Below are 23,282 nucleotides of genomic sequence, written 5' to 3' on the forward strand. Positions count from 1 at the left end.
TCATCCCTTCTAACGATATAACCGCGTCATTTTTCCGATTGCTTCAAAAATTAAATAGATCAAGCCAAAAATCAAATTATAGCTTGCAAATCTAGGCATAATTGCCAAGCAAAATAAAGCAGGAAGGAGCAACAACCACCAATTAGCAAGTTTTAACTCAAGGATCAATTTGCCAACATGGTAGCTGAACAGGCTATTGATTATTAAAAACAACAATCCTACTCGCCAAACTACCTGTACTCTAAATAAACTAAAGATATATGGCATCGCCATTATTAACAAACTCCACCAAATAATTGGCATCGCCTTATAAGTGTTCAACCGTTTAATAAAGGGCTGATTAAGAATTCGATCTTTGAGTTTTTGCATTAGTAATTCTTATCCTTCTTATCGCTAATTTTTAATATTTTACCACACTATTGTGGCTTGCGGGTAATAACTAGCCCAATCCAACGATCTTCACGCATTGTGAGATTGATCTTAAAACCATGTTCATCCAAAGCAGTTTCAATCTTAGGCAATTGTAGGTAGTCGATTCCTGAAAAAATAATCTTTCCACCTTCTGCGAGATGTTCATCAAGTTGTGGAATTAAATCTAATAGGATTTCGGCCAAGATGTTCGCTACAATCAAATCAAACTTACCATCAACATCAGCTAGCAAACTAGTTTTCTTAGTCTTAATATTGGTTAAATTATTTAGCCCAGCATTTTCTTTAGTAGCAGTCATGGATTCATCGGAAATGTCAGTTGCTAGTACTTCTTTTGCCCCTAGCTTTGCGGCCGCTATTGCTAAAATTCCAGAACCAGTACCAACATCAGCAACTTTTGCAGGGAAGGTTAAGTTGCGTTCAATTCCCATCAATGCCAATTGAGTCGTTTGGTGGTTTCCAGTACCAAAGGCTAAACCTGGATCTAACTTAATGATCGCTTGATCAGGAAATGCTGGTTGGTAGTCTTTCCATTCAGGTACAACGGCTAAGTGGCGTGAAAATTGAATTACATGATAATACTTTTGCCAAGCCGTATTCCAATCTTGATCAGCAATATAAGAATATGTGATTTTGACCTGACCAATTGCTAAGCCGTATGAAGCAAGTTCTTCCAATTTTGCTTGGTATTGTTTTACCAGTCCTTCAGCATCTGCTTCTTGATCAAAATATGCTAAAAATTGTAAATCTTCAGGTAGATCCTTAATTTCATCCATTTCGACAACCGTTGAATCATGAAGCCACCCTGCTTGTTCAAAATCGCTCCGCTTTCTTGCCTCTGTTCCTAAGGCATGCAAAACGTCTTGACTATAAATACTTAAAGCGTCTTCGACCTCATGGCTAGTTTCAATTTTAATAACTAGTAATTTCATCAATAAACCTACTTTCTTTCACATCTTATTATAAAATGGTACCATTATTTTTTGGGTGATGAACAAATGTCTAAGAAAAAGAAAAAAGATAAACTCGAGAAAACTCTCGTTGAAAAAATCCTTGATCAAAATAAAATCAAATATCGTCAAGCACAATTCGAATTCCACGAAGATAGCGGTGGCGTTGCGCAAATGGACACTTCTATTCTAGAAGAGAAAGAACGTTTAGTCTACAAAACGCTTGTATGCCTAGGTAACAAAACCGGTCCAATCGTAGGCGTGATTCCTATTCCAGAACATTTAAGCATGAAAAAATTAGCCAAAATTTCTGGCAATAAAAAATGTGAAATGTTGCCTTTGAAAGATTTACAAAAAACGACTGGCTATGTTCACGGTGCTAATACCCCGATTGGAATCTACTTCAACCATCATCTTCCTATTTATCTTGACCAACATATGATGAATGAACCTGAAATCGCCGTTTCAAGTGGCGAAGTCGGTCGAAGCATTTTTATTAATCCTCAGGACTTAGCCAAATTCTGTCATGCCGACTTTTATGATTTAACGGAATAGTCTTATTATTTATCTTAATAGTGCTATACTTATCATTAAAGTATTATCACGAAGAAGATGAATGAAATGAACCTTCCCTTAACAATTTTGGGATTTTTCCTTGCTATGTTGGCAGTTTTCGCAGTCGTGATTATTGCTTTTGGCAAATAAGAAAAAAGAGAAAACGCATTAAACAATTTGCGTTTTCTCTTTTTGTTTGCTATTTACTGTTGATCAATTGATCAATTTCAGCTTGAGTCTTATTTAGATCCTGAGCTGGATCAATTGCTGGCCATTCATCGAAGTATTTAAGAATTTGCTTATACTTGTCATCTGCTAATTCCCAGAAAAAATCAGTCATTGAAACATAGTATTTCTTGTAGCCATATTCGGCTTCTTTAATATTACCAATGATAGCAGCAGCTGTCATATATTGATTTTCGAAGTCGATTACATTAGTAAAGTGCCCGCTCAAACCTTTAGTATCAGTAAATAAATCTTTGTAATATCTAATACCTTCTTGTAAGTCTAAGTTGACAAAAATGTCAGCTAAGTATTCTGGAGTTAATCGTTTAGCTACTGTTGGTACATTATATGATGGGAAGTAATTTTCATTGGTTCCTTTAATAATTGCAGTTGGAATTAGCTTAGATGCGACTGTTCCCAAATGAGTATAAGCCTGATATTTTGGAATCAAACCTGCTTCATATTCCGCAAGAGCGTGAACAACCATCATAGCTTTTCTACGATCGCTAACCTCTGGAGTTTCATAATCTTTAAGACCAATTGCATGACGCATTAAGTTCATATCTTCGCGTGCACGATTAGTATACGCATCACTTAACTCAATTAAAGGCTTAAGAGCTTCTACCTCTTCGTCTGTTGGAACCGTATCAATTAACTCACTATCTTTACCGAATAAGTTACCTTTTCCAGCATCTAATTGTGCACGAATTCTCGCCTTAATGCTATCTAAAGCATTTTGCATCTTAGTGTATTCTGGCGTTCCTACTTGTAAGTAATCTTCGACACTCTTAAAGTTATCGTAAACTTTATCATCTGGATTAGTAGGGATCATTTGGCTAACCAATTTTGCACGATCAACTATTTGGTCAAGAGTAGAAGTTCTATTACCATTTTCATCAGCTAATTGAACGTAAGTTGGAGAGCCGGGTACTTGTAAACGATCAAGTTCATTCTTAGCATCAATTCTAGCTTGTGCTTCAGCTTGATATTCTTTGATTGCTTCTGCATTTTCCTTCTTAACTAGATCAAGGTTGTCCTTAAATTCTGGTGCATAAACAATGTATTGAACACTATTTGGATCAGATGGTCTCACTTTTTCCATTTGATCAACTAATTGTTGAGTTCTACTTACAGAATCATGATCTGGAAGTGTTCCTGAATTAAGAATTGCTTTTGCTTCAGCTAAAACATCATCATATAGTTTTTTAGAGTTTGCTAATTCAGTACTCCTTGTCTTATAAAATTCAACCCAATATTTTAACATAGCAATTTGACTCTTGATCCCAGTTTCATTTGCAGCATTAGAATTATCAAGAGTTTGTTGCCCAGATCTAGTTTGTGCTCCTAAAACTTGTTTTGCCGATGGATCCGTTGAAGTATTCATAATTGCATTCGATGCATTAACCAAATCTTGAAGTTCGGCTAGCAATTTATCCTTATTAGTCAAAGTCTTACCATCAAGACTAGCTTTTGCGTCGGTTAATGCCTTTGCTAATTTATCTGCATCAGCTTGACTGAGTAGCGGATTATTTAACCCGTTTTGCGCTTGGGTAAGTGCTGTATCATATGCACTCTTCTTATCACCTGAAGCATTCTTATATAAGTCGGTTTCTTTAGTAGCAGTACTATCATCAACAGCTGCTTTTAAGGCACTAATATCAGTTTGTTTGCCGTCTAAGCCTGACTTAGCGTCTTTCAATTTACTGAGAGCTTGGTCAACCTCTGATTGTTTAGCATCTTTCTTATTCAAAACTGATTTTGCATCGCTTAAAGCTTGATCAAATGCAGTTTTACTTGCATCCCCTGCATTTTGATAACTTACTTGATTAGTAACTGCTGAGCTTGAAGCAACTTCATTTGACAAAGCAATCGTATTAACAGGTTCGCTAGGTTTTGTTGTTTCACCGCTACCACTTTGATCCTTGGAGCCTTGGTCTGTTTTACCTTCACTCGTTCCTGGGGTGGTTTCACTGCTACTACTTTGATCCTTTGAACCTTCGTCTTTACTACCCTCGCTTGTTCCTGGGGTCTCTTTGCTTGGATCAGTTGTGCTTTCATTCTTGCCTGGAGTAGTTTCACCACTGCCGCTTTGATCCTTGGAGCCTTCATCTGTATTGCCTTCGCTCGTTCCCGGGGTTTCTTTACTTGGTTCGGTCGTGCCTTCATCCTTGCCTGGGGTAGTTGCCTCACCGCTACCGCTTTGATCCTTGGAACCTTGGTCTGTTTTGCCTTCACTCGTTCCTGGTGTCTCCTTGCTTGGATCGATTGTACCCTCATCCTTGCCTGGGGTAGTTGCCTCACCGCTACCGCTTTGATCCTTAGAACCTTGGTCTGTTTTGCCTTCACTCGTTCCTGGTGTTTCTTGGCTTGGAGTGGTGTTAGTGCTATTACCTTGACCTTGTTCATTACCACTTGGATTTACGTTATCATCAATAACTGGATTGCTTGTTTGATTGTCATTGGTTTGACTTGTTCCAGGAGTAACAACAGGGGTGTTGTTATCAGTAGTTTCGCCTTTTCCATAATTTGTTTCAGGTACAACTTCAACTGGTGCAACTGGCTTCTTGGGATTAATCTTATCCTTGCTCTTTACCTTATGTTTAGCTACAACCTTGCCTTTAGGGTTTACGATCTTGATATCATTACCCTTAAAGTAAATTACAGTACCTACAGGAATATGACGTTCTTCTCCAGGTTTAATCCCGTTCCACTTCATCAACAATTGATACCTAATATTTAAAGCCTTAGCTACAGCCCAAATCGTATCGCCTTTTTTGAAAACAAATTTGTGATGCTTGTAGTCGATCCGCTTGCGAACATCAGCAACCAAATTATAGCGTCTAACTTTGCTAGTACGACTTACTTTCGCTGCTTGAACATTCTGACTAGTGCCAGCTTCTGCTAAACTAGCAGCCAATAATGGAACTACTAATCCCGCTGCTAAATATCTAGAGCGGAATTTCTTTTTATTTTTCTTATTCATAGCTACCTCGTTAATATAATCATCATCTTATTGATTTCAGTACCAAGATTATAACATTATTCAGTATAAATGTATGGTAATAGGCCTTGTAACTGTAATAAAAAATCCATTTACTCACATGAGCAAATGGTTCTATAAGCATATAGTTATAAATTGACATGACGCCATTTCTTATCGGTTAAGATTCTGGCAGCCACTAATCCCATTGGTAAAGCTGCCACAATCATCAATGCAGCCACAATCCAATAAGCTCCCAAATTAATATTATTGATTCCGAAATTATATACTGCACGGTACATGTATAAACCAGGCACCATAATTACAATAGAAGGCACCGTCAATGATATTCTTGGATAACCTACCTTGTTTCTGACAATGCTTGCAAGTAACCCTGCAATTAATGCGCCAATAAAAGCTGCTAATGCCGGTGGCATATTTCCAAAATCTACCAAACTCAATCTTGAAGTATTAGCAATTGACCCGATAATGGCTGCAATGCTTGCCATCGAAAGTTTTGAGTTAAACATAATTGAGAAGCCAAAGACGCCACAAAAACTGGCAATTAGCCGGAAGCCTGTCAACTCAAGTACATTCAGCTTAATTGGTGGAATCATGCCTGGTTTAAGTCGAAGCAGCATCGCTACTCCCCAACCAACCATGGTCGCAATTAAAATTATCAAAATTGCATAAGCCATTCTTTCAAGTCCTGAGCGCATATCTAATTTAGACATATCAAGCCCAGAAGTGATAAACGGAAATCCTGGAATAACAAAAAGCATTGCTCCAATATAGCCATATGCATGGTTATAATCGATTCCCAACAAGGTGCGTAGCAACAAAAAAGTTAAAAAATAGCCTAAGCACGACATTGCTACACCAGAAGCAATTTTGGCTACCATAGTTATTTTGTGCTTTCCCATTAATCCACGAATGTATGCCCCAATGGCTGCACCTACAAAGGCACAGATGATTTCAGGAATACCCCCACCTAACAAGAAAATGAATCCTCCACAGGCTAAACCAGCAGATAATCCTGAAATCCATAACGGTACCTTAGTCTTCATCTGATCAATTTCATCTAATCGACGATTTATCTGACCTAGAGTCCAATGACCATGTCCCTTCTGAAATTGGCGAACGAACTTTTCCATTTCATTCAGCTTATTCATGTTGACACCGGTACTTGGCAAAGTTAAGGTTTGCGAATATGACTTATTGTTGGCGGCAAAACAAGTATATTCGATCGATACCAAACCTATATCGGCCGAACATGTAATGCCCAATGTTCTTGCCATCGTATCCATTGCATCGCGAACGCGCCAAGCTCCAGTACCACAGCTAAGCAACATTTGTCCTACTCGTCCAACCAATGAAGCTTTCTCAACTAAAGTTACTTCTCTTGCTAAGGTATTATCGCTGCTTTTAAAAAATTCATCCCACCGGATTTTCATATGATGATGGTGCGATAAATTCATATTGACCTCTTTCTCAGAAGGTATTTCTGCCATGACTATTTCAATCTCCCAACTACTAATTAACAAATATCGGTTACTATTTTACCACAGCTACGAAATGACGCTTTTGGGATTTTTTGAAAACACTTCAATTTTTTGAAATTTTTTTGAAATAAAATTATATAATGGTTATATAACCAAATTTAATGAAAAGGATTGATTTTTGATGCCACAACTAAGCAAGGAAGACTTAGCTAATATTGCCCATGATTACTACTTAAGTAAATTAAATATTGGCGATATTTCACAAAAATATGATTTGTCAAGGTACTTAATCACTAAAGCTTTAGAAGATGCGGAAAAAAGCGGCATAGTTCGTATTAGCATCTATCATGGCGTCAAACGTAATGAAGAACTGGAACGGATTTTTCAGGATAAGTTTGGTCTTAAAGAAGCCATTATCTTAAACAACTTTGAAACTGCGACTCAAGATAATGAAGCAATCATTGACCAAGCAGCCAAACAAATCCAATCTTATATTAAGTCAGCACACAATGTAGGGATGACCTGGGGCGCTTTGATGCACGATATTGTTAACAGTTTTGAAGCTGATGATCGTGAAGATCTGAATTTCGTGCAGATTTTAGGACAGGCAATTCATTCTAATAAACGGAAAAATCAATTGGTTCAAATTGCTGCTGATAAGTTTAATGCCAATTCAAAATTTTTACCTGCTCCTTTGTATGTTCATAACCATGAATATATCGAAGCAATGCAGAAAGAACCGTTTTTCTCGTATCTTGAAGATGACTACCACAACCTCGATTTGTTAATTGCTAGTGTTGGAACTATTGAATCAATACGAGTTAACAGTTTTGTCGAAAAGTATTATTGGGATGTTTTATTTGAAGATGTCGATATTAATAAACAAGTAGGAATGATTTTTGGACGTCCTTATGATATTAATGGAAATTTCGTTGAACGTTTCGAAGATTATACCTGTGGTATTTCCATGAAAGACATCATGCATACCCCTACTCGTTTTGTTGTTGTAAAAAATCGTTTTAAAACCAGAGCATTGCTTGGCGCATTGCGTACTGGCGTTATCACTCACTTAGTAACCAATGAAGATATTGCGAATAAAGTTATCAAAGAAATTGAACGCCGATAAATATGAACATTTAGTTGTATCGGATCCTAAACAATCTAATAAGCAGCGAACTTTGAATATTCATGAGATGCGACCTGATGAAATCAAAGAAAAAGCTCGCATACATGCGCTTACTTGGCAAGAAACTTATCATGATCTTTTACCAGCCAGTTCAAATTCACGAGTAACTCCTGAATTTGCCGAGGAAGTTACTCGAACAATTAATCTTGATCAACTGGTAGCCTACGTTGACGACAAAATGGTCGGCTATGCTTCAACATCCTTTAGTTGTCGTCCCGCTTTTAAACGCGATTGTGCTGAGATTGGCCACTTATATGTTTTAAAAGAATATCAAGGATTGGGAATCGGGACTTACCTTATTGAAGCGATAAAAGATCTCTACCCTGGCCGTGATTTAGCATTGGGATGTTTGGTCACCAACTATTCCGCTCAAGCTTTCTATCAAAAAATGGGCTTTATAAATACTGGAAATATTTTTATTGGTGACAGCCAAGATCCTAATGATCGCGAAGTCGAGTTCTTCTTGAAAGTAAGAAAAGATTAGAACCGGCTTTTCAAGTTGTAGTATGAGCATTGATTTTTCTGTGAGAATTATCTTTGCTCATTTTCTTTTTACTTATCAAAAAAATAATTTTTTCGATTTTTTGCGTATTTATATATTAGGGGGCTATTTTTGCTCTCAAATTTATATAATACGAGATCAGATATCATGGACTACGAAATGAAGATGATAGATCGAGAAATCTACGGTCGCGAGATTGGCGAAAAGGTAGCTGAAAAAAGAGAGCGTCGTGCAGGAGTTAAGAAACTGATTGATGTGCTTATCGATTTGTCTCACGACGACGAAACGATTTTTATTAAGGCAAAGAATAAGTACGGTCAATACTTCTCAGATGATGAATTAAAGCAATTCATCGCAGAAGCGAAAAACGATTCTTTGCAAGAAGCCTAGTCTATCTTCTATGTTAAAAAGGGAGCGAGTATTTCACTCGTTCCCTTTTTTGTACTAATTCAATTCCATTGCAACAGCAAGATAACCATCACCATATTTGGACAATCCTAAGCCCAAGTTAGAATAGCTTGGGTTCGCTAAATTATCTCTATGTCCCCAGTTTGATGCCGCATCATTGTAGACCATTTCATAAAAAATACGTTTTGCATATTTAGCAGGCGTATCAATTGAAACATAACCGATATTCTCTGCATGGGATGGATTGTTAGGATCATTGATAAATCCTGCGTGATTATCAAGTCCATTCTTTTGATCATTCGCTATCTTTGCTGCATATTGATTCAATTCGCTATTTAAACTGAAAGCACTTGTACCATTACTCTTGCGCCAATCATTTACTAAATTCAAGAATGCTTGTTTAAATTCTTCTACATATTGATCATTAAAAACAATTTTCTTACTGTTTCCACTATTGCCATAAGCTACGTTAACTTTACCTGTATTGGAATTAGCAGTAATAGTAGCACTATGCCTTCCTGATGAAGCCTTGCTTGGTTTCTTTACTTTCTTGATTTTCTTAAGCTTAACTTTGCCTAAAACCACATCACTAGCCTTAACATATTGACCTTTAGGACTGAAAGGTTTGGCTAATTTATCATGAACAATATAGATTTTTGACCATGAATATATTTAATGCCATAGGCTTTAGTCTTAGTATTTCGCTCAGAAACAACCGTTGCCCACCGACCATTCGGTAGCTTACCTACAGCAACCTGACCTTTGGTATCATAAGTGTAGCCTTTTCTAACAAAAGTAATGTAAAAACTTTTTGCTGCTTGTACTGGCTGTTGACTGGCAACTGTTCCGATGCCAATTCCACTAGCAATTGCTACCAGAGTAACGACTCTTTTCATCCTCATTTTCTATCACCTCACTAAGTTTACATAATTTTATTTATGTTTAAAATTATCCCTTAATATATCGAGTTACTGTTCCATCACCTTGCCTAAATACTAGTTCATTGCTTTGGCGTGTCATCTTTCCTGCATAATAGCCACCAACAATATAACCATTATAGAACTGTATAAAACCCAAACCATTCTTGCGCAATGCCTTAGATGTCCGATGTATAGTATCACCATAAGGATAATTACCAGCATCAAGATAGCGATGACTCTTCGTAAATTGCTGTTCTTGCTTCATTCACTACCATCTAAATATGGCGTATCAGAAGTATATAAATAATATTTCCCTGATAACGCAGTCGCTTTATAAGCATGATAGATATCTCCAGCTGGCAAATCGATCTTACTTGTTAATCGCTTAAAAGTAATCGTATGCGCAGTAATTTTAATTTGCTTAAAAATCATCCAGCGAGATTTTCCAGTAGCAAACTGACCACGTTTAATGCTCTTCAGCTTCCAATTTCCCTTACTTTCGACGAAACTGTATATTTGGTGTAAGTAGTGGCACCAACTGTTTGATCAATAGTCGCAAAACCACTCGCAAAAATGCCTAAAGCTACAACAGATGCCAAAATCTTTTTCATAATCATCCCCACCTATCTAATTGCTAGTACTATTCCTTAACATATCTAGTTACTATTCCATTGCCTTGCTTGAATACTAGCTCGTTTCCTTGGCGTGTCATCTTGCCCGCATAATATGTAGAATAATAAGTTTCACCATAAAATCTAGAAAAACCTAAGCCATTCTTTCTAAGCGATTTTGAAGTCTTTACACCATCTGGCAATTGTCCTGCATTGAGGTAGCGGTGTTTAAGAGTATTATATATTTTATCAGTTACTTTAAAGAATTAATTGTTATTTTTTGACTATTACTAGATCAACAAAAAAGGATTAATCGTTCAGCTAAATTCAAGCTTAATCGATTAATCCTTTATTTTATTACTAGTAGCTATTAACTAAATTTTCTATTATATAATGCCGTAATATATGCTTGCATCTCTTCAACCGAATGCTTTCTTGAACGAGCACATTCTTTAGCTGGACGATCACAGATAAAGCATTTGCGAGCTGGCAATCCTAGATCTTTTCTTGAAATTGCCGGTTGTCGATTAGCCAATACATCTGCATCAAATAATCTTCCAAAAAATGACTCTTCTTCAAATGCAACTGTTGCTAGCTTAACCTCCTTCATCGTGCCTGACAACAAATAAAAGTTTTCTTCGCCACTGTCAAGATCCCAGTGAATTTCCAACCGATACATCAAACCATGTTTTTGAAAGCTTTTTTCAAGATCTTGCATCCCGACATCAAAGATTTGACGCAAATAGCGATTGTTTTTAATTGGTCCTGGAATATTCATATTAACATTGACGATCACTTGTTCAGAATAGCCTTGGAACAATTCCCGTTGCATTTCCACCCGTCGATCTTTACTTGCTAAGATATCGACGATATTTTGTTTTTTTCCTTCATTAAATATTGTTTCTTTCATCATATCTCTATTGTAACGCAAAAAGGCTCATCTCATAAGACAAGCCTTTCCGAACACTGATATTTAGTCCCGATTTTTGTGTAAAAAGTGATTATTATTTTATTTCTTAGTCTTTAACTTCCTTGATGACGTCAATTACTGAACCATCGCGATACTCAACAATTGCAACCGTGCGGTCAGTGTATTCAAGTGGCTTTGGTACACCAACTTGTTTTTCTGCCATCTTTTGTAAGTCTTCAATTGATACTAAAGTAAGACCTGGAACCTTTGAAAAGGCATCAATCAAATCTTGGCGCTTAGGGTTTACAGCAACTCCACGTTCAGTTACCAAAACATCAATTGATTCACCTGGAGTAACAACAGTTTCAACGCTTGGGACAACAGTCGCATTACGTCCACGAACCAATGGTGCGGTAATAATGGTCATCTTAGCACCAGCAGCTGAATCTTGGTGACCACCAACGGCACCACGAATCACACCATCTGAACCAGTCATGACATTTACGTTGAAGTTGGTGTCAATTTGCAAAGCTGACAAAATTGAAACGTCAAGATTGTTAACTACAGCACCCTTGTTGTGCGGATCAGCATACCAAGAAGCATCAATTTCTTGTTGGTTGCGGTTTTGAGCCATTGATAAAGCAGCACCCTTATCAAAGTCCTGTACGTCCATAACTTTTCTGACCAAACCTTCTTCAAGCAAGTCAACAGTAGGCTTGGTAATACCACCAACTGCAAACGAAGCAGTAATATTGTTGTCAAGCATTGATTGACGAAGGTAACGAGTTACAGCCAATGCTGCACCACCAGAACCAGTTTGGAAGCTGAAGCCATCCTTGAAGTATGGTGAATTTACGATTACTTGGTTAACCATTTGCGCAATCTTCAATTCCTTAGGGTCCTTAGTAAAACGAGTGGCACCAGAACCAATCTTATCAGGATCACCAATTTGATCAACTTTAACAACGTAGTCAACTTGATCTTGCTTGATTGAAGCAGGGGTGTTTGGATAAGGTACGATGTTATCAGTTAAAAGTACTACCTTGTCAGCATATTGTGCATCCATCAAAGCGTAGCCCAATGAACCAAAGACAGCATTACCTTCTTGACCATTTGCGTTACCAGCAGGATCTGAGATTGGCACACCTAAAAAGGCAACGTCGATCTTAATTTCACCATTTTCAATTGAGCGAGCACGATTACCATGAGAGCGGAAAATCACTGGATTCTTCAAACCACCGTGAGAAACAAAATCACCAAGTGAGCCTCTCATACCTGAAGAAGTAATGTTAGTAATAACGCCCTTCTTGATGGCTTCAATAATCTTGTCGTTCATAACACCAGTTAATGATGATGGTGCAAGAGTCAAGTCTTTGTAACCTAACTTAATAATCAAATCCATTACCTTATTGAAGGCAAAATCACCATTTCTAAAGTGGTGGTGGAATGAAATGGTCATTCCATCCTTCAAATTAGACTTAATAACTTCTTCTAATGAATCAACGACTTTGTTTTGACCAGTAGTTACACGAACAACTGGAGCAGTTCTTTGAATTTCAGGATGACCCAATTCGCTTGAAGCAAATGGCTTTAACTTCATATCATTCATTACATCTTCTGGTAATTCGCGTTTAACATTATTCTCCAAGGTAATTACCCTCCTCATCAATTAAGTTAGAAGCTTTTGCAGTTTCCAATACTCGGTTAGCCTTTTCTACAACTGGCTTATCAACCATCTTACCGTTCATTGAAATAACGCCTGAACCTTTAGCCTTGGCTTCGCGAATGGCATTTTGAACGTTTTGAGCATTTTCAATTTCTTCCTTAGTTGGATTAAAGACCTTGTTAACCATTTGAATTTGACGTGGGTTAACCAATGACTTACCATCATAACCCAATTCGTGAATGTAGTTGGTTTCACGGTAGAAGCCTTCAGTGTCTTTCATATTTGAGAAGACTGTATCGAAGGCATAAACATCAGCAGCACGAGCAGCTTGCAAAACCATGTTACGAGCAAATTCAAGTTCACGACCATCTGGGTAACGACGAGTGTGCATGTCGGCTGTATAGTCTTCACCTGAAACTGCAAGACCCATCATTAATGGTGAAGCTTCTGCAATTTCTGGAGCGTGAAGCACACCTTTAGCTGATTCGATCGCAGCCATAACGCCAATTGTGCCATGTTCAATTCCAAATTCGTCTTCCCATTTTTCAATGTCCTTAACAAGCTTTTGAATCATAGCAGCTGATTCAGTCTTAGGTAAACGAATTACGTCAACGCCAGCCTTAACCATTGCCTTAACATCTTGGTCATAATATGGTGTATCTTGTCCGTTGACACGAACGACTACTTCAGCACCGCCAAAATCAACCGTCTTAATTGCTTCATAAACCAATAGTCTTGCAGCATCTTTTTCAGTCAAGGAAACTGAATCTTCTAGGTCAAGCATGATCGAGTCAGCGCCATAAATTCCAGCATCCTTAATCATTGCAGGATTGTTGCCTGGAACAAACATCATCGTACGACGTAAACGATTCTTAACGTATGTCATCTCTACAAGACCTCCAATTCTGGTTCATCTGAGGTTTCGGTAGCACGTTGTGCTGCTGCTAAGGTCCGGGCTTTGATTACACAATCAAGGGCACCTTTGTCAGTTGCCTTGACTTTAGCATTTTCCAAACCAAACTTTTGTAAAGTTTCAGTGATAACCTTGGTGATTTGATCACCGTAAGCTTTTTTAACTTCGGAATCAAGATCAAGTTCGATTCCGTTGGAACCTTTAGAGATCATGATTTGAATATCAGAACTTTCAAGGGTTCCTGCTACACCAGTGGTTTTAATTTCCATTGATATTCATTCCTTCCTTAATTCGACGCTGCAATTCAGCTAGATTTTCTTTAATAAACTCAAACGTGCTTCCAGGGACAAATGACTTAATTGCCTCCAAGTTCCCTGTCTTAATTTCCTGTCGAACTTGAGTTGCAGTAACTACCTCACTATTAACTTGCAATCTAGGGATGATTTTTACGGCAATGGCTGGCTCCAGCTCTTGTTTAAGAGTTTCGTTATACAAATTAGTCGTATACGATTTTGGTTCTTCTCCTAAAAAGCGACTGGTAATACTCAACTTAGGTGCTATAACTTGTTTAAAGACCCGAGCATCAATTGTTGTTTGCGTTTTAATTAAATCTTCGGGTGATTTCAAGAAGTAGGCAGGAAAAGTAGCACTGGAAACCATATAATCAGCACTGCTTGTCACTACTACATTAGGGAGATCTCGTAATCCCTGTTTAACCAGCTGCAAACGTTCTTGACTATTGAATAATGAGCGATCAGTTGCGACGACGAAAACATAAACCAAGTCATTCTTTTGACTAGCTACTTCAACTAAGTGTCGGTGTCCTAATGTGAACGGATTGGCATTCATTACAATTCCGGCTACTTTTTTGTTAGCCTGGTCAGCTATCTTAGGTAATTCTGCCAAATAATCTTCAACATTTGGCGTTCCGCTTTCTAAAAAGGCTGCCTGATCAGTATGGGCTAATTCAGTAAACCCCAAATGTTGAAAACTACTTGAATACTTAAGTTTAGTATAGACAAAGCTATGAAAAATTCGTTCATTGAACAGGTACTGCTGCAAAGCGGTTACGATCTTATTAAAACGGGCACCTGCAGTCACACCCTCATTGCAAACACCAATATATTTCAAAACATTGCCGGCAATGCTTCCTGTTCCTACCAATTTTCCATCTTCATCAAGTAAGCCTAGAGTGTGATCAATTACCTTAATTTCTCGTTCAGAAAAATTATGGAGGTCTAGCTTACTTAAGAATGATTCCCAACGCTTCCGCGTTGCTGGTTCATTTAAATATAAGTCTACAACTTGATCCATTGCTCTACCCCAATCTGTAGTTCTGTGAGCTGTTACTTAACTCAACGTAGCCTATTGTACTCTTTATTTTTAAATATTTCAAATTTAAATTGCAATTTTTAAATATTTTAAAAATACAAACGGTTTCAAAAAGTTGAAATAGCAATAAAAAAGCTCGACTTACGTCGAACTTGTTATTGATCTTCAAATTTTCCTTGATCCTTCACTTTGAAAGAAACCAATAACCCAATCACAATCAAAGCAATTGAGAAATATAAACCGTAGTGAACCCCATTAGTAAACTTTTCTGCAACTGAACCTGAAATGCTGTCACGACCTAAAGTTAAGAATGAAGTTGCAAGTGCCGTGGCAAGCGCACCAACAATTTGTTGCATTGTGTTTAAGATTGCCGACCCATCCGCAGATTCTAAACCTTTTAAAGAATTCAATGCGGAAGTTTGTGATGGTGACATTGCTAATGGCGTACCAATCATCATAATGACATGAGCCACAATTACTAGCCAAATAGCAGTATCAGTTGATCCGAGGCTCAAAATCACTGCACCAATTAAGGCAATAATAAAACCTAAGCGGGCTGGCAATTTTGCACCGAAGTTATCATACATTCTTCCGGCAATTGCTGATGTAGCTGCATTAATGATCCCACCTGGCAACATAATTAAACCGGTCATTGCAACTGGTACCTGAATACCATTTTGCAAATATTGTGGCAATAGATACATGGCCGAAAGAATTATTCCAAAATCAATCATCACAAGAATTGCCCCAATAGTAAAATTGTAGTGTTTAAATACACGTAAATTTAAAATTGGATTTTTCATTGCCAATTGGCGTTTAGCGTAGAGGAATACCGCAATAATACCAATAATTAAAGTACCCAATACCTTAACTGATAGCCAACCACTTTCTGAAGCAAATGATGCACCTGAGATTATTCCTGAAAAACCAATAATTGAAAGTAAAATTGATAAGACATCAATTTTAGGCCGAGTTAATTTATTTACATTTTTCAATGAAGTAAAGCCAAAGATCAAGGCAATTACCAAAAATACCACAAAGGTGAAGAAAATATCGCGCCACGAACCAACTGCCAAAATCAAGCCTGTTAACGTTGGCCCAATAGCTGGCGCAAACATAATTACTAAAGCTAGGATTCCGTTGACTGAACCTAAACGGTTAAGTGGGAAGATCAACATCGCCACAGTGAACATTATTGGTAGGATAATTCCCGTTCCAATCCCTTGAATCATTCTTCCAGCAAGAACCATGCCAAAATTATTACCAAATCCTGAAATTAAAGAACCTGCAATAAAGGCGATCAAGGCAAAATTAACCAATTGTCTGGTAGTGAACCATTTCGTGAGCATACTTGATAATGGTAAAACAATTCCAATCACCAGCATGTAGCCAGTAACCAGCCATTGAATAGCTCCTTGATCAACATTCAAGGCTTTCATCAACTGCGGTAAAGCAATATTTAGCGACGTTTCGGAAAACATCCCTACAAAAGCTCCCAACATCAACGGCAACATTGCTAACCAAGGATGAGCCACCTTGATCGCTGGTTGCATTTGTCCTAAGTTCTTATTCTCCAAAAAGTTTCCTCCCTTTTTACTTCTTTTATGTTTTAAATCGACAGTTGATTACTTTAGCATAATTTTTAAATCTTCATAAGTAAAAATTTTGGTAAAACCTTTTTCAGTATTTTTAATCATAGTTAGCAACAAAAAAAGCGACCTACTGTCGCCCTCTTAATTGTTTTTTATTGTTTTAATAGTTACCAGTAAACATATTTTCTGCCTTAGGTGGAACATAGTCACCAAAGTACTTGCTGAAATCTAAATCTAGGTAATCGCAAAGATCCTTAATTTCCGTCATAGTCTTATCAATGACTGGAATGCCATTTTCTTTCCGATCTTTGATAAAGGCAATTTCTTTTTCACCATGAGTATAAATTCGCTCTTGTCCTTCAGCTTTAGGTGCATCGCGCAATGCTTGCAGATATTCTGAAAAGTGCTTCTTAATAGCTTCAGGATCACCAAAGTTAGCTAAGTTGATCGCCATAAAGCCGTGGCAAATACCTGATTTATTATTGACCATGGTCATATTGCTAGTTGCACCTTGAGACAAGATTGAAGCAAAAATTTCAGCAATCATTCCATTACCATAACCCTTATGCGATCCCAAAGTTTCAGTATTACCACCCAAAGGCATAATACCTCCTCCACGGTGAGCCGCAATATTAGCTAAAACTATACTTGCATCAGTTGAAGGATTACCTTTTTCATCAAGAGCCCAACCATCTGGCAATGGTTTATTCATCTTGTTGTACATTTCAAGCTTACCGCGAGTTACCACCGTAGTTGAAGCATCGAAAAAGAAATCGTAAGGATCGGCAGGTACACACCAAGCTTGAGGGTTAGAACCGATCATTGCTTTGCTGGCATAAGTAGGCACCATAATAGCTTCACTGTTGGTTGATGAAAAACCAATCATGCCTTCTTTGGCTGCCATCTTAGCATAATAACCCGCAATACCATAGTGGTTAGAGTTCTTAACTGAGACAATTCCGACACCGACTTTCTTGGCTTTTTCAATTGCTAATTGCATTGCAAAGTATCCATTTAGTTGTCCCATGCCATCGTGTCCATCGATAACCGCTGAAACTGGAGTTTCAAAAATAACTTCTGGTTCAGCATCGACTTTCATCGTACCTTTTTGGATACCCTTGTAGTATCTTACCATCCGTTGCATTCCGTGACTTTGAATTCCATATAAGTCAGCAGTCATTAACACATCAGTGATAATCTTAGCCTTTTCTTCACTAAAACCAAATTTTTGAAATGCATCCATGCACAATTGATTTAAGACTTCATATGAGAATTTAACTTTATTTCCTTCTACCATCTTTTTCCTCTTTTTTAAAAATATCAAATCTTATAAAGCGTTTTCAAATTTTACAACTAATATTACACACCTTATGGCAATATTAGTCAAGGAATTTCTTTAAATATTTAAAATTATTGCTAATTATTTTAAATTATTCAAAAATTCTTGTACTGTTTCATAGAGCTTTTGTGGTTGTTCAGCTTGAATGATATGGCCACAATTAGGAATTACCTTAGTCTGTAAAGCAGGATTAATAGCTTTAACAGCATCTAAGAATCCTGGATCAAAGTATGGTGAATTTTTTCCAGCAATTAACAGCATTGGGACTGGGGGATCTAACAAGACATCACGCCAATCCTTAGCTGCATGATCAATTAAAAAGGTATAGTTATCTTCCAATTCGTATGGAAATTGCTTACTTTCAGCTTTTGCTTTTGCAAAAACTTCTGGAGAAATTTGATTAAAGAAGGCATTCCCTAAAGGCAATTTTAAATTTGCTAAAAAATTGTCCCAGTTTAAGTCTTGAAAACCGTATTTCCAGGTTTCATCATTGACCATTTTAGGGGATTGATCTAAGTCAATCATGCATTTCATTCTACCTTTGCCATATTGGTCCAAATATGCCCATAAAGTTGCAGCTCCCATTGAATTACCGATTCCAATAACTTCATGTAGATCCAATTTATCCAATAATTCCGCTAAATCAGCTGCATGACGCCCCATTCTTTGGCCTTTAAAAGTGCGTTCTGATTGTCCTTGGTTACGGGGATCCATCGTGATAAAACGATAATTTTCAAAAATTGCAATTGTCTCTTGCCAGAGACTACTATAACTACCAAGCCCTGGAATACCAACAATTACCGGCTTAGTTTTATCACCAGTATCAGTATAATGTAATCTAACATGATCGCTTGTGAAAAAATCCATAAAAACCCTACTTTCAGTTTTGTAATAAAAAAAGATGCCTAACAGACATCTTACAGTTTTTACCAGAGACCGATTACCTTCATCCATAATGGCGCAACAATACCAAAGATCAATAAGTAAATCAAACCAAGGACAAAGTTCATCTTCCACCATTCTCCTTGCTTGACATAACCAGTCGTAGCTAAAATTGAAGCAGGACCATTTGCATAGTGAGTAGTTGATGCATTGTATGCTCCACTAAAGGCTAAAAGCATTGCTGATAAAGCAAGTGGTGCACCGGTAGCAACAGCAACTGATAGGAATGGTAAGTATAAAGCAGTCATATGAGCAGTACCACTAGCAAAGAAGTAGTGGGTGTAGAAGAGGAGTAAGACTAAAACTGCTAACACAATTCCCCAGCTTACGCCATGAAGGCTAGTTTGAATGGTCTTTGAGAACCAACCAATAAAGCCGAAGGAAATCAACTTACCAGCCATAAAGATTAAAATTGACAACCAAATCAAAATATTCCAAGCACCAGTTTCACCCAAAGCGTCCTTCATAGTAATGACACCTGTTACTAGCAAAATTGCTACAGCTAAAAAGGCAACGAAAGTTGAATCAAATTGAGGTAATTTGAAAAATCCGGATAATGCCCACATGATTATTGCCAAGATAAATACAGCACTCATGATTTTTTCTGGAAGAGACATTGGTCCCATCTTTTGTAATTCATCATCAGCCCATTTTTTAGCGTTAGGAGTTTCTTTAATCTGAGGTGGGAAGATTTTATAAATTACAAATGGAATAATAACCGTGCCGATAGCAACTGGGACAATAGCAGCGATAAACCAACCAATCCAACTAATTGAGTAGCCTTGCTTAGCTGCCATTTGTTGGGCAACCATGTTAGGAGCAGCACCAGTTACGAACAATGCCGTTGATAAAATATTGGCATGGAAAGCAGTAAAGTCAATGTAAGCACCAATTTTCTTACGAGATTCATCATTGGGATTTGAATCATAGCCCTTAGCTACTGATTCAACAACTGGCCAAACAACACCACCTGAACGAGCACTGTTTGATGGAATTAAAGCACCCAAAATCAGTTCCAATCCAGTAATGGCATAACCAATACCTAATGACCGTTTACCAAATTTCTTAATCATATTGTAGGCAATGCGATTTCCTAATCCAGTCTTGCTGATACCATGTGCCATGATGAAGGCCATCGCAATTAACCAAGAAGCCGAGTTACCAAACGAGCTTAAAACACCAGTAGTTACTACTGCGCCAGTTTTTGGATCAACTACATCTTTAATTGGTGAAAGTCCTAATAAAACCGTACATACCAAACCAACTAAAGTTGTACCACCAATTGGCAAAGGCTTAGTAATACAACCGACGATCGTAGCCACAAAGACCGCAAACATTTCCCAAGCTTGTGGAGTAAGTCCTGAAGGTCTAATAGGCGTAAGTGCATAAAGTACAATTCCTATAATTAAAGGCCAAATAAAACCTTTGTAGTTTACTTTTTCTAACTTTTTCATCTAATAATCTCCAAACTATGGACGATAAATTTCATCTAGGATATCAAAGCCTTTATCTTTCAAAGACCGATCAACCCAACTTAAATCAACAGTTCCTTTACTAAAAGCAACTGCTTTAGCTTCATCTTGCTCATGAAAAGCTTGTGCTTTTGGCAAGATCTCAGCAGCATCTTGGCGTGGGATACAAATTACTCCATCTGGATCTCCCAATATTACATCGCCAGGATTTACACTAACGTTACCGCAGGCAACCGGAATATTTACTTCACCAGGACCTTCCTTGTATGGACCACCAGGTGTTGTATCACGAGCATAGATCGGTAACTTCCAATTTTGTAAATTATCGATATCTCTAATCGGTCCATCAACGACAATCCCAGCAATCTTCTTTTGATCACGCAAGTATGACATCATGACCTCGCCAATTAAGGACCGGGTGTTGTCTCCTTCATTAGCAATTACAATGACATCTCCTTCTTGGCAAAACCTCAAAGCTGCATAAATAGTCAGATTATCTCCAGCTCTTGTATGAACAGTAAATGCTGGTCCCACCATCTCATGATCTGGTTTCGACATCAATTTGATCCGTGGACTCATTGCACAATTTCGTTCCATACAATCGGCAACGTTTGAAGCAGGAAGCTTAGCGAAACCCTTCACTATCTCAGGATTAGGTAAGTTTCTTTGCAAATAGATCCTTTTTCCTACAGGCATATTAGCGCTTCCTCTCAATAAAATATCTATTCCAATTAGTTCGACGGTAACTTTTTCGTCTTGTTTGAGTTTACACAAGAATTATACAACAAGCGCTTTCACTTTTGAAGTATTTTAAAAAATAATTTTATTTTTTAAATATTTAAAAGAAGTTATATATTTAAAAAAAGTATTTTGACCATTATGAGAGCAAAGAAAAAAGCACTAACTAAATCTAAGTTAGTGCCCATAAAGGTAAAGATATTTTTCTTTTTTTGCTTGATAGTAATGCTATTCTTAGTAAATACTATGTTTAAAACATTTTGCTAAATATACCTTATACGTGAATTAGATTAATTAACCAATCAAACAGCTAATTTATAAGCAGTTATTATAAGTATACCAATTTCAGATTAACGACTCTGATGGTTCATCTTCTTAGCAAAGAAATCTCCAACTACTTGGACAATAAAAATCAAGATAATAACTAAAATTGTGGCAACTAAAGTAACATCATTGTTAAAACGGTTATAACCATAAGAAATCGCAGTATTACCCAAGCCACCTGCGCCAATGGCACCTGCCATTGCGGTTAATCCGATCAAACTTATAATCGTTACCGTAGAAACACGAATTAATTCTGAACGGGCCTCGCGCAAATAGACATCGAAAATAATATCGTTCAAAGTTGCACCTAAACTTTCGGCAGCTTCAATTTTTCCTGGGTCTACACTTTCAAGCGCTACTTGGACTTGACGAGCATAAAATGGGAAAACACCAAGAGTTAATGGAACTAAAGCGGCCTTCATACCGATTTGGGTACCGACAATTTTTTGAGTGACTGGTGCGATAAAGGCTAATAAAATTACAAACGGTACGGCACGAAAAATTGATACTAGCTTATCGCTAAAGTTAAACCAGAACCGATTAGGACGAATGCCGTCACTTTTAGTTAGAACCAAAAGAACACCAAAAATGATACCTAAAATTCCACCAAAAATAGCAGACCAGAAGGTCATAAACAAAGTTTGAAAGATACTGGTACCCCAACCAGCATCCCCTCCCCAACCTAATTGATAGACATTAGGTAAAAGTTGTTGTAGCCAATTACTCATAAATATTCCCCTTTTCATCTAACTGTGAAATTGTAACTTCTTGACTTGCTAAAAATTCTTTTGCTGCAACTTGTTGATCCGGATTTCCCTTTACTAATACCACCAAAGTTCCAATTGGCTCCTCGTTCAGAAGCTCCACATTACCATAGAGCATACTTACCTCAACGCCAATTTTCCGATAAAGTTCGATAATAATCGACTTGGTCACATTTGCTACGCTATAGACAAGCTGATAGATTGCTTCGTCTTCATTTAAGCGATCCAAATTCAATGAATTCAAAGTAGTGATTGCTTGAAGTGAACCACCAACAAATTGTTTGGTTAATTCTTTCTTTGGTGTTAAGAAAATTTGATGTAAATCGCCCTTTTCAACGACTCGGCCATGTTCCATAACTGCCACTTTATTAGCAATTTGCTTAACAGCTTCCATTTCATGTGTAATCAAAACCACTGTTAAGCCTAATTCTTGATTCAATCGTTTTAGCAACTTAAGAATTTGTTGGGTATTTTGTGGGTCTAATGCCGAAGTAGCTTCGTCGGAAATTAAAATATCAGGATCATTGGCTAAAGCTCGGGCAATAGCAACTCTTTGTTGTTGGCCTCCTGATAATTCTGCAGGATAACTGTCAGCCTTATCTTTTAAATCAACTAATTCCAACAAAGATAAAGCTTTTGCTTCTAACGCTTCATCAGTTAACTTGGAATGTTTTAAGGCAAAAGCTACGTTTTCCAATACTGTGGTTTCATTTAAAAGATTAAAGTGCTGGAAAATCATGCCAATCTTTCTTCTTGCTAATTGGAGATTCTTATTGGAAATCACTTGTTTGCCATTTTCAATAAATTTCACACCATCAACAGTAATATTGCCACCAGTTGGCTTTTGCAAAAGGTTAATGGTACGCACTAAGGTTGACTTACCAGCTCCTGAAAAACCAACTACGCCATAGATATCGCCCTTTTCAATTTTTAAGCTAACATCCTCAACAGCAATTACGCGTTTTTTCTTTTGTACAAATTCAACTTTTACATGATCTAAATCAATAATGCTCATATCTGTC

Annotated in this window: 26 protein-coding genes; 4 read left to right on the forward strand and 22 right to left on the reverse strand. The window is 37.4% G+C overall.

Annotated features, from left to right (window positions below; translation table 11 throughout):
- Nucleotides 1-9: 9 nt before the first annotated feature.
- A complete protein-coding gene (locus BN52_RS08920; RefSeq protein WP_008474217.1) occupies nt 10-369 on the reverse strand; it encodes a hypothetical protein in 360 nt (119 codons plus the stop codon).
- A gap of 47 nt (nt 370-416) precedes the next feature.
- On the reverse strand, nt 417-1,361 hold the full coding sequence (gene prmA / locus BN52_RS08925; protein ID WP_008474218.1) for a 50S ribosomal protein L11 methyltransferase: 945 nt from the start codon (nt 1,359-1,361) through the stop codon (nt 417-419).
- A gap of 66 nt (nt 1,362-1,427) precedes the next feature.
- On the opposite strand from prmA, the gene BN52_RS08930 reads away from it, so the two are divergent.
- The gene (locus BN52_RS08930; RefSeq protein WP_008474220.1) at nt 1,428-1,934 is read left to right on the forward strand and encodes an aminoacyl-tRNA deacylase; all 507 of its coding nucleotides are present in this window, start codon (nt 1,428-1,430) and stop codon (nt 1,932-1,934) included.
- A 199-nt stretch (nt 1,935-2,133) separates the two neighbouring features.
- Here the strand turns inward: BN52_RS08930 and BN52_RS08935 are convergent, their stop codons facing one another.
- Nucleotides 2,134-5,142, reverse strand: coding sequence for a LysM peptidoglycan-binding domain-containing protein (locus tag BN52_RS08935; RefSeq protein WP_008474222.1), 3,009 nt, complete (start codon nt 5,140-5,142; stop codon nt 2,134-2,136).
- A 146-nt stretch (nt 5,143-5,288) separates the two neighbouring features.
- On the reverse strand, nt 5,289-6,650 hold the full coding sequence (locus tag BN52_RS08940; RefSeq protein ID WP_008474223.1) for a threonine/serine exporter family protein: 1,362 nt from the start codon (nt 6,648-6,650) through the stop codon (nt 5,289-5,291).
- A 172-nt stretch (nt 6,651-6,822) separates the two neighbouring features.
- Between BN52_RS08940 and BN52_RS08945 the strand changes: the two genes are divergently transcribed.
- The 3 genes from BN52_RS08945 to BN52_RS08955 all read left to right on the forward strand — a co-directional run bounded on the left by BN52_RS08945 (nt 6,823) and on the right by BN52_RS08955 (nt 8,719).
- Nucleotides 6,823-7,767: a sugar-binding transcriptional regulator gene (locus BN52_RS08945; protein WP_008474224.1), complete on the forward strand. Its 945-nt coding sequence runs from the start codon at nt 6,823-6,825 to the stop codon at nt 7,765-7,767.
- Nucleotides 7,754-8,311: a GNAT family N-acetyltransferase gene (locus BN52_RS09670; protein WP_053216549.1), complete on the forward strand. Its 558-nt coding sequence runs from the start codon at nt 7,754-7,756 to the stop codon at nt 8,309-8,311. The genes BN52_RS08945 and BN52_RS09670 overlap by 14 nt, the downstream gene beginning before the upstream one ends.
- Nucleotides 8,312-8,440: 129 nt before the next feature.
- Entirely contained in the window at nt 8,441-8,719 is a 279-nt protein-coding gene (locus tag BN52_RS08955; RefSeq protein ID WP_236698439.1) for a hypothetical protein, read from the forward strand.
- Nucleotides 8,720-8,773: 54 nt separating this feature from the next.
- Here BN52_RS08955 and BN52_RS08960 read toward each other — a convergent pair whose 3' ends face one another.
- From BN52_RS08960 to BN52_RS09030, 18 genes are all read right to left on the reverse strand, one after another.
- Nucleotides 8,774-9,322, reverse strand: coding sequence for a CAP domain-containing protein (locus tag BN52_RS08960; protein WP_008474228.1), 549 nt, complete (start codon nt 9,320-9,322; stop codon nt 8,774-8,776).
- Nucleotides 9,323-9,366: 44 nt separating this feature from the next.
- Nucleotides 9,367-9,639, reverse strand: a complete 273-nt coding sequence (locus tag BN52_RS08965) for a hypothetical protein (protein WP_008474229.1) — start codon at nt 9,637-9,639, stop codon at nt 9,367-9,369.
- Between the two features lie 46 nt (nt 9,640-9,685).
- Nucleotides 9,686-9,922 carry a hypothetical protein gene (locus BN52_RS08970; RefSeq protein ID WP_008474230.1) on the reverse strand — a complete coding sequence of 79 codons (237 nt, stop codon included), beginning with the start codon at nt 9,920-9,922 and terminating at the stop codon, nt 9,686-9,688.
- Complete coding sequence (locus tag BN52_RS10155) at nt 9,919-10,089, reverse strand: hypothetical protein (RefSeq protein WP_008474231.1); 171 nt, start codon at nt 10,087-10,089, stop codon at nt 9,919-9,921. The genes BN52_RS08970 and BN52_RS10155 overlap by 4 nt, the downstream gene beginning before the upstream one ends.
- A 44-nt stretch (nt 10,090-10,133) precedes the next feature.
- Entirely contained in the window at nt 10,134-10,268 is a 135-nt protein-coding gene (locus BN52_RS10555) for a hypothetical protein (RefSeq protein ID WP_008474232.1), read from the reverse strand.
- A 29-nt stretch (nt 10,269-10,297) separates the two neighbouring features.
- Nucleotides 10,298-10,471, reverse strand: coding sequence for a hypothetical protein (locus BN52_RS10160; RefSeq protein WP_008474234.1), 174 nt, complete (start codon nt 10,469-10,471; stop codon nt 10,298-10,300).
- 167 nt (nt 10,472-10,638) lie between these two features.
- A complete protein-coding gene (gene citX, locus BN52_RS08975) occupies nt 10,639-11,181 on the reverse strand; it encodes a citrate lyase holo-[acyl-carrier protein] synthase (protein WP_040473533.1) in 543 nt (180 codons plus the stop codon).
- Nucleotides 11,182-11,284: 103 nt separating this feature from the next.
- Nucleotides 11,285-12,826: a citrate lyase subunit alpha gene (citF, locus tag BN52_RS08980; RefSeq protein WP_338033883.1), complete on the reverse strand. Its 1,542-nt coding sequence runs from the start codon at nt 12,824-12,826 to the stop codon at nt 11,285-11,287.
- Complete coding sequence (citE, locus tag BN52_RS08985) at nt 12,816-13,730, reverse strand: citrate (pro-3S)-lyase subunit beta (RefSeq protein WP_008474237.1); 915 nt, start codon at nt 13,728-13,730, stop codon at nt 12,816-12,818. The genes citF and citE overlap by 11 nt, the downstream gene beginning before the upstream one ends.
- A 2-nt stretch (nt 13,731-13,732) precedes the next feature.
- The gene (citD, locus tag BN52_RS08990; protein WP_008474238.1) at nt 13,733-14,026 is read right to left on the reverse strand and encodes a citrate lyase acyl carrier protein; all 294 of its coding nucleotides are present in this window, start codon (nt 14,024-14,026) and stop codon (nt 13,733-13,735) included.
- Entirely contained in the window at nt 14,016-15,071 is a 1,056-nt protein-coding gene (gene citC, locus BN52_RS08995; protein ID WP_008474239.1) for a [citrate (pro-3S)-lyase] ligase, read from the reverse strand. The genes citD and citC overlap by 11 nt, the downstream gene beginning before the upstream one ends.
- A 173-nt stretch (nt 15,072-15,244) precedes the next feature.
- Nucleotides 15,245-16,642, reverse strand: coding sequence for a DHA2 family efflux MFS transporter permease subunit (locus tag BN52_RS09000; RefSeq protein ID WP_162260488.1), 1,398 nt, complete (start codon nt 16,640-16,642; stop codon nt 15,245-15,247).
- Between the two features lie 199 nt (nt 16,643-16,841).
- Complete coding sequence (locus BN52_RS09005) at nt 16,842-17,978, reverse strand: Ldh family oxidoreductase (RefSeq protein WP_008474243.1); 1,137 nt, start codon at nt 17,976-17,978, stop codon at nt 16,842-16,844.
- A 123-nt stretch (nt 17,979-18,101) separates the two neighbouring features.
- Nucleotides 18,102-18,887 (reverse strand): alpha/beta fold hydrolase, encoded by a 786-nt coding sequence (locus BN52_RS09010; protein WP_008474244.1) that lies wholly within the window; start codon nt 18,885-18,887, stop codon nt 18,102-18,104.
- A gap of 59 nt (nt 18,888-18,946) precedes the next feature.
- On the reverse strand, nt 18,947-20,416 hold the full coding sequence (locus BN52_RS09015; RefSeq protein WP_008474245.1) for a DASS family sodium-coupled anion symporter: 1,470 nt from the start codon (nt 20,414-20,416) through the stop codon (nt 18,947-18,949).
- A 15-nt stretch (nt 20,417-20,431) separates the two neighbouring features.
- Nucleotides 20,432-21,130, reverse strand: a complete 699-nt coding sequence (locus BN52_RS09020) for an RraA family protein (protein WP_008474246.1) — start codon at nt 21,128-21,130, stop codon at nt 20,432-20,434.
- 392 nt (nt 21,131-21,522) lie between these two features.
- Nucleotides 21,523-22,224, reverse strand: a complete 702-nt coding sequence (locus BN52_RS09025) for a methionine ABC transporter permease (RefSeq protein ID WP_008474247.1) — start codon at nt 22,222-22,224, stop codon at nt 21,523-21,525.
- Nucleotides 22,217-23,275 (reverse strand): methionine ABC transporter ATP-binding protein, encoded by a 1,059-nt coding sequence (locus BN52_RS09030; RefSeq protein ID WP_008474249.1) that lies wholly within the window; start codon nt 23,273-23,275, stop codon nt 22,217-22,219. The genes BN52_RS09025 and BN52_RS09030 overlap by 8 nt, the downstream gene beginning before the upstream one ends.
- Between the last annotated feature and the right edge of the window lie 7 nt (nt 23,276-23,282).

Origin of the sequence: Lactobacillus gigeriorum DSM 23908 = CRBIP 24.85 (assembly GCF_000296855.1) — a bacterium.
Lineage (GTDB): Bacteria > Bacillota > Bacilli > Lactobacillales > Lactobacillaceae > Lactobacillus > Lactobacillus gigeriorum.

Bases quoted from the DNA above. Each gene is read 5' to 3' on its own strand.
- citC (WP_008474239.1), bottom strand. From the start codon at position 15,071: ATGGATCAAGTTGTAGACTTATATTTAAATGAACCAGCAACGCGGAAG.
- BN52_RS08930 (WP_008474220.1), top strand. From the start codon at position 1,428: ATGTCTAAGAAAAAGAAAAAAGATAAACTCGAGAAAACTCTCGTTGAA.
- BN52_RS09000 (WP_162260488.1), bottom strand. From the start codon at position 16,642: ATGCAACCAGCGATCAAGGTGGCTCATCCTTGGTTAGCAATGTTGCCG.
- BN52_RS08945 (WP_008474224.1), top strand. From the start codon at position 6,823: ATGCCACAACTAAGCAAGGAAGACTTAGCTAATATTGCCCATGATTAC.
- BN52_RS10555 (WP_008474232.1), bottom strand. From the start codon at position 10,268: ATGAAAAAGATTTTGGCATCTGTTGTAGCTTTAGGCATTTTTGCGAGT.
- BN52_RS08935 (WP_008474222.1), bottom strand. From the start codon at position 5,142: ATGAATAAGAAAAATAAAAAGAAATTCCGCTCTAGATATTTAGCAGCG.
- citX (WP_040473533.1), bottom strand. From the start codon at position 11,181: ATGATGAAAGAAACAATATTTAATGAAGGAAAAAAACAAAATATCGTC.
- citE (WP_008474237.1), bottom strand. From the start codon at position 13,730: ATGACATACGTTAAGAATCGTTTACGTCGTACGATGATGTTTGTTCCA.
- citD (WP_008474238.1), bottom strand. From the start codon at position 14,026: ATGGAAATTAAAACCACTGGTGTAGCAGGAACCCTTGAAAGTTCTGAT.
- BN52_RS09015 (WP_008474245.1), bottom strand. From the start codon at position 20,416: ATGAAAAAGTTAGAAAAAGTAAACTACAAAGGTTTTATTTGGCCTTTA.
- BN52_RS09030 (WP_008474249.1), bottom strand. From the start codon at position 23,275: ATGAGCATTATTGATTTAGATCATGTAAAAGTTGAATTTGTACAAAAG.
- BN52_RS08965 (WP_008474229.1), bottom strand. From the start codon at position 9,639: ATGAGGATGAAAAGAGTCGTTACTCTGGTAGCAATTGCTAGTGGAATT.
- prmA (WP_008474218.1), bottom strand. From the start codon at position 1,361: ATGAAATTACTAGTTATTAAAATTGAAACTAGCCATGAGGTCGAAGAC.
- BN52_RS09010 (WP_008474244.1), bottom strand. From the start codon at position 18,887: ATGGATTTTTTCACAAGCGATCATGTTAGATTACATTATACTGATACT.
- BN52_RS08940 (WP_008474223.1), bottom strand. From the start codon at position 6,650: ATGGCAGAAATACCTTCTGAGAAAGAGGTCAATATGAATTTATCGCAC.
- BN52_RS09025 (WP_008474247.1), bottom strand. From the start codon at position 22,224: ATGAGTAATTGGCTACAACAACTTTTACCTAATGTCTATCAATTAGGT.
- BN52_RS09020 (WP_008474246.1), bottom strand. From the start codon at position 21,130: ATGCCTGTAGGAAAAAGGATCTATTTGCAAAGAAACTTACCTAATCCT.
- BN52_RS09005 (WP_008474243.1), bottom strand. From the start codon at position 17,978: ATGGTAGAAGGAAATAAAGTTAAATTCTCATATGAAGTCTTAAATCAA.
- BN52_RS10155 (WP_008474231.1), bottom strand. From the start codon at position 10,089: ATGATTTTTAAGCAAATTAAAATTACTGCGCATACGATTACTTTTAAG.
- BN52_RS08970 (WP_008474230.1), bottom strand. From the start codon at position 9,922: ATGAAGCAAGAACAGCAATTTACGAAGAGTCATCGCTATCTTGATGCT.
- BN52_RS08920 (WP_008474217.1), bottom strand. From the start codon at position 369: ATGCAAAAACTCAAAGATCGAATTCTTAATCAGCCCTTTATTAAACGG.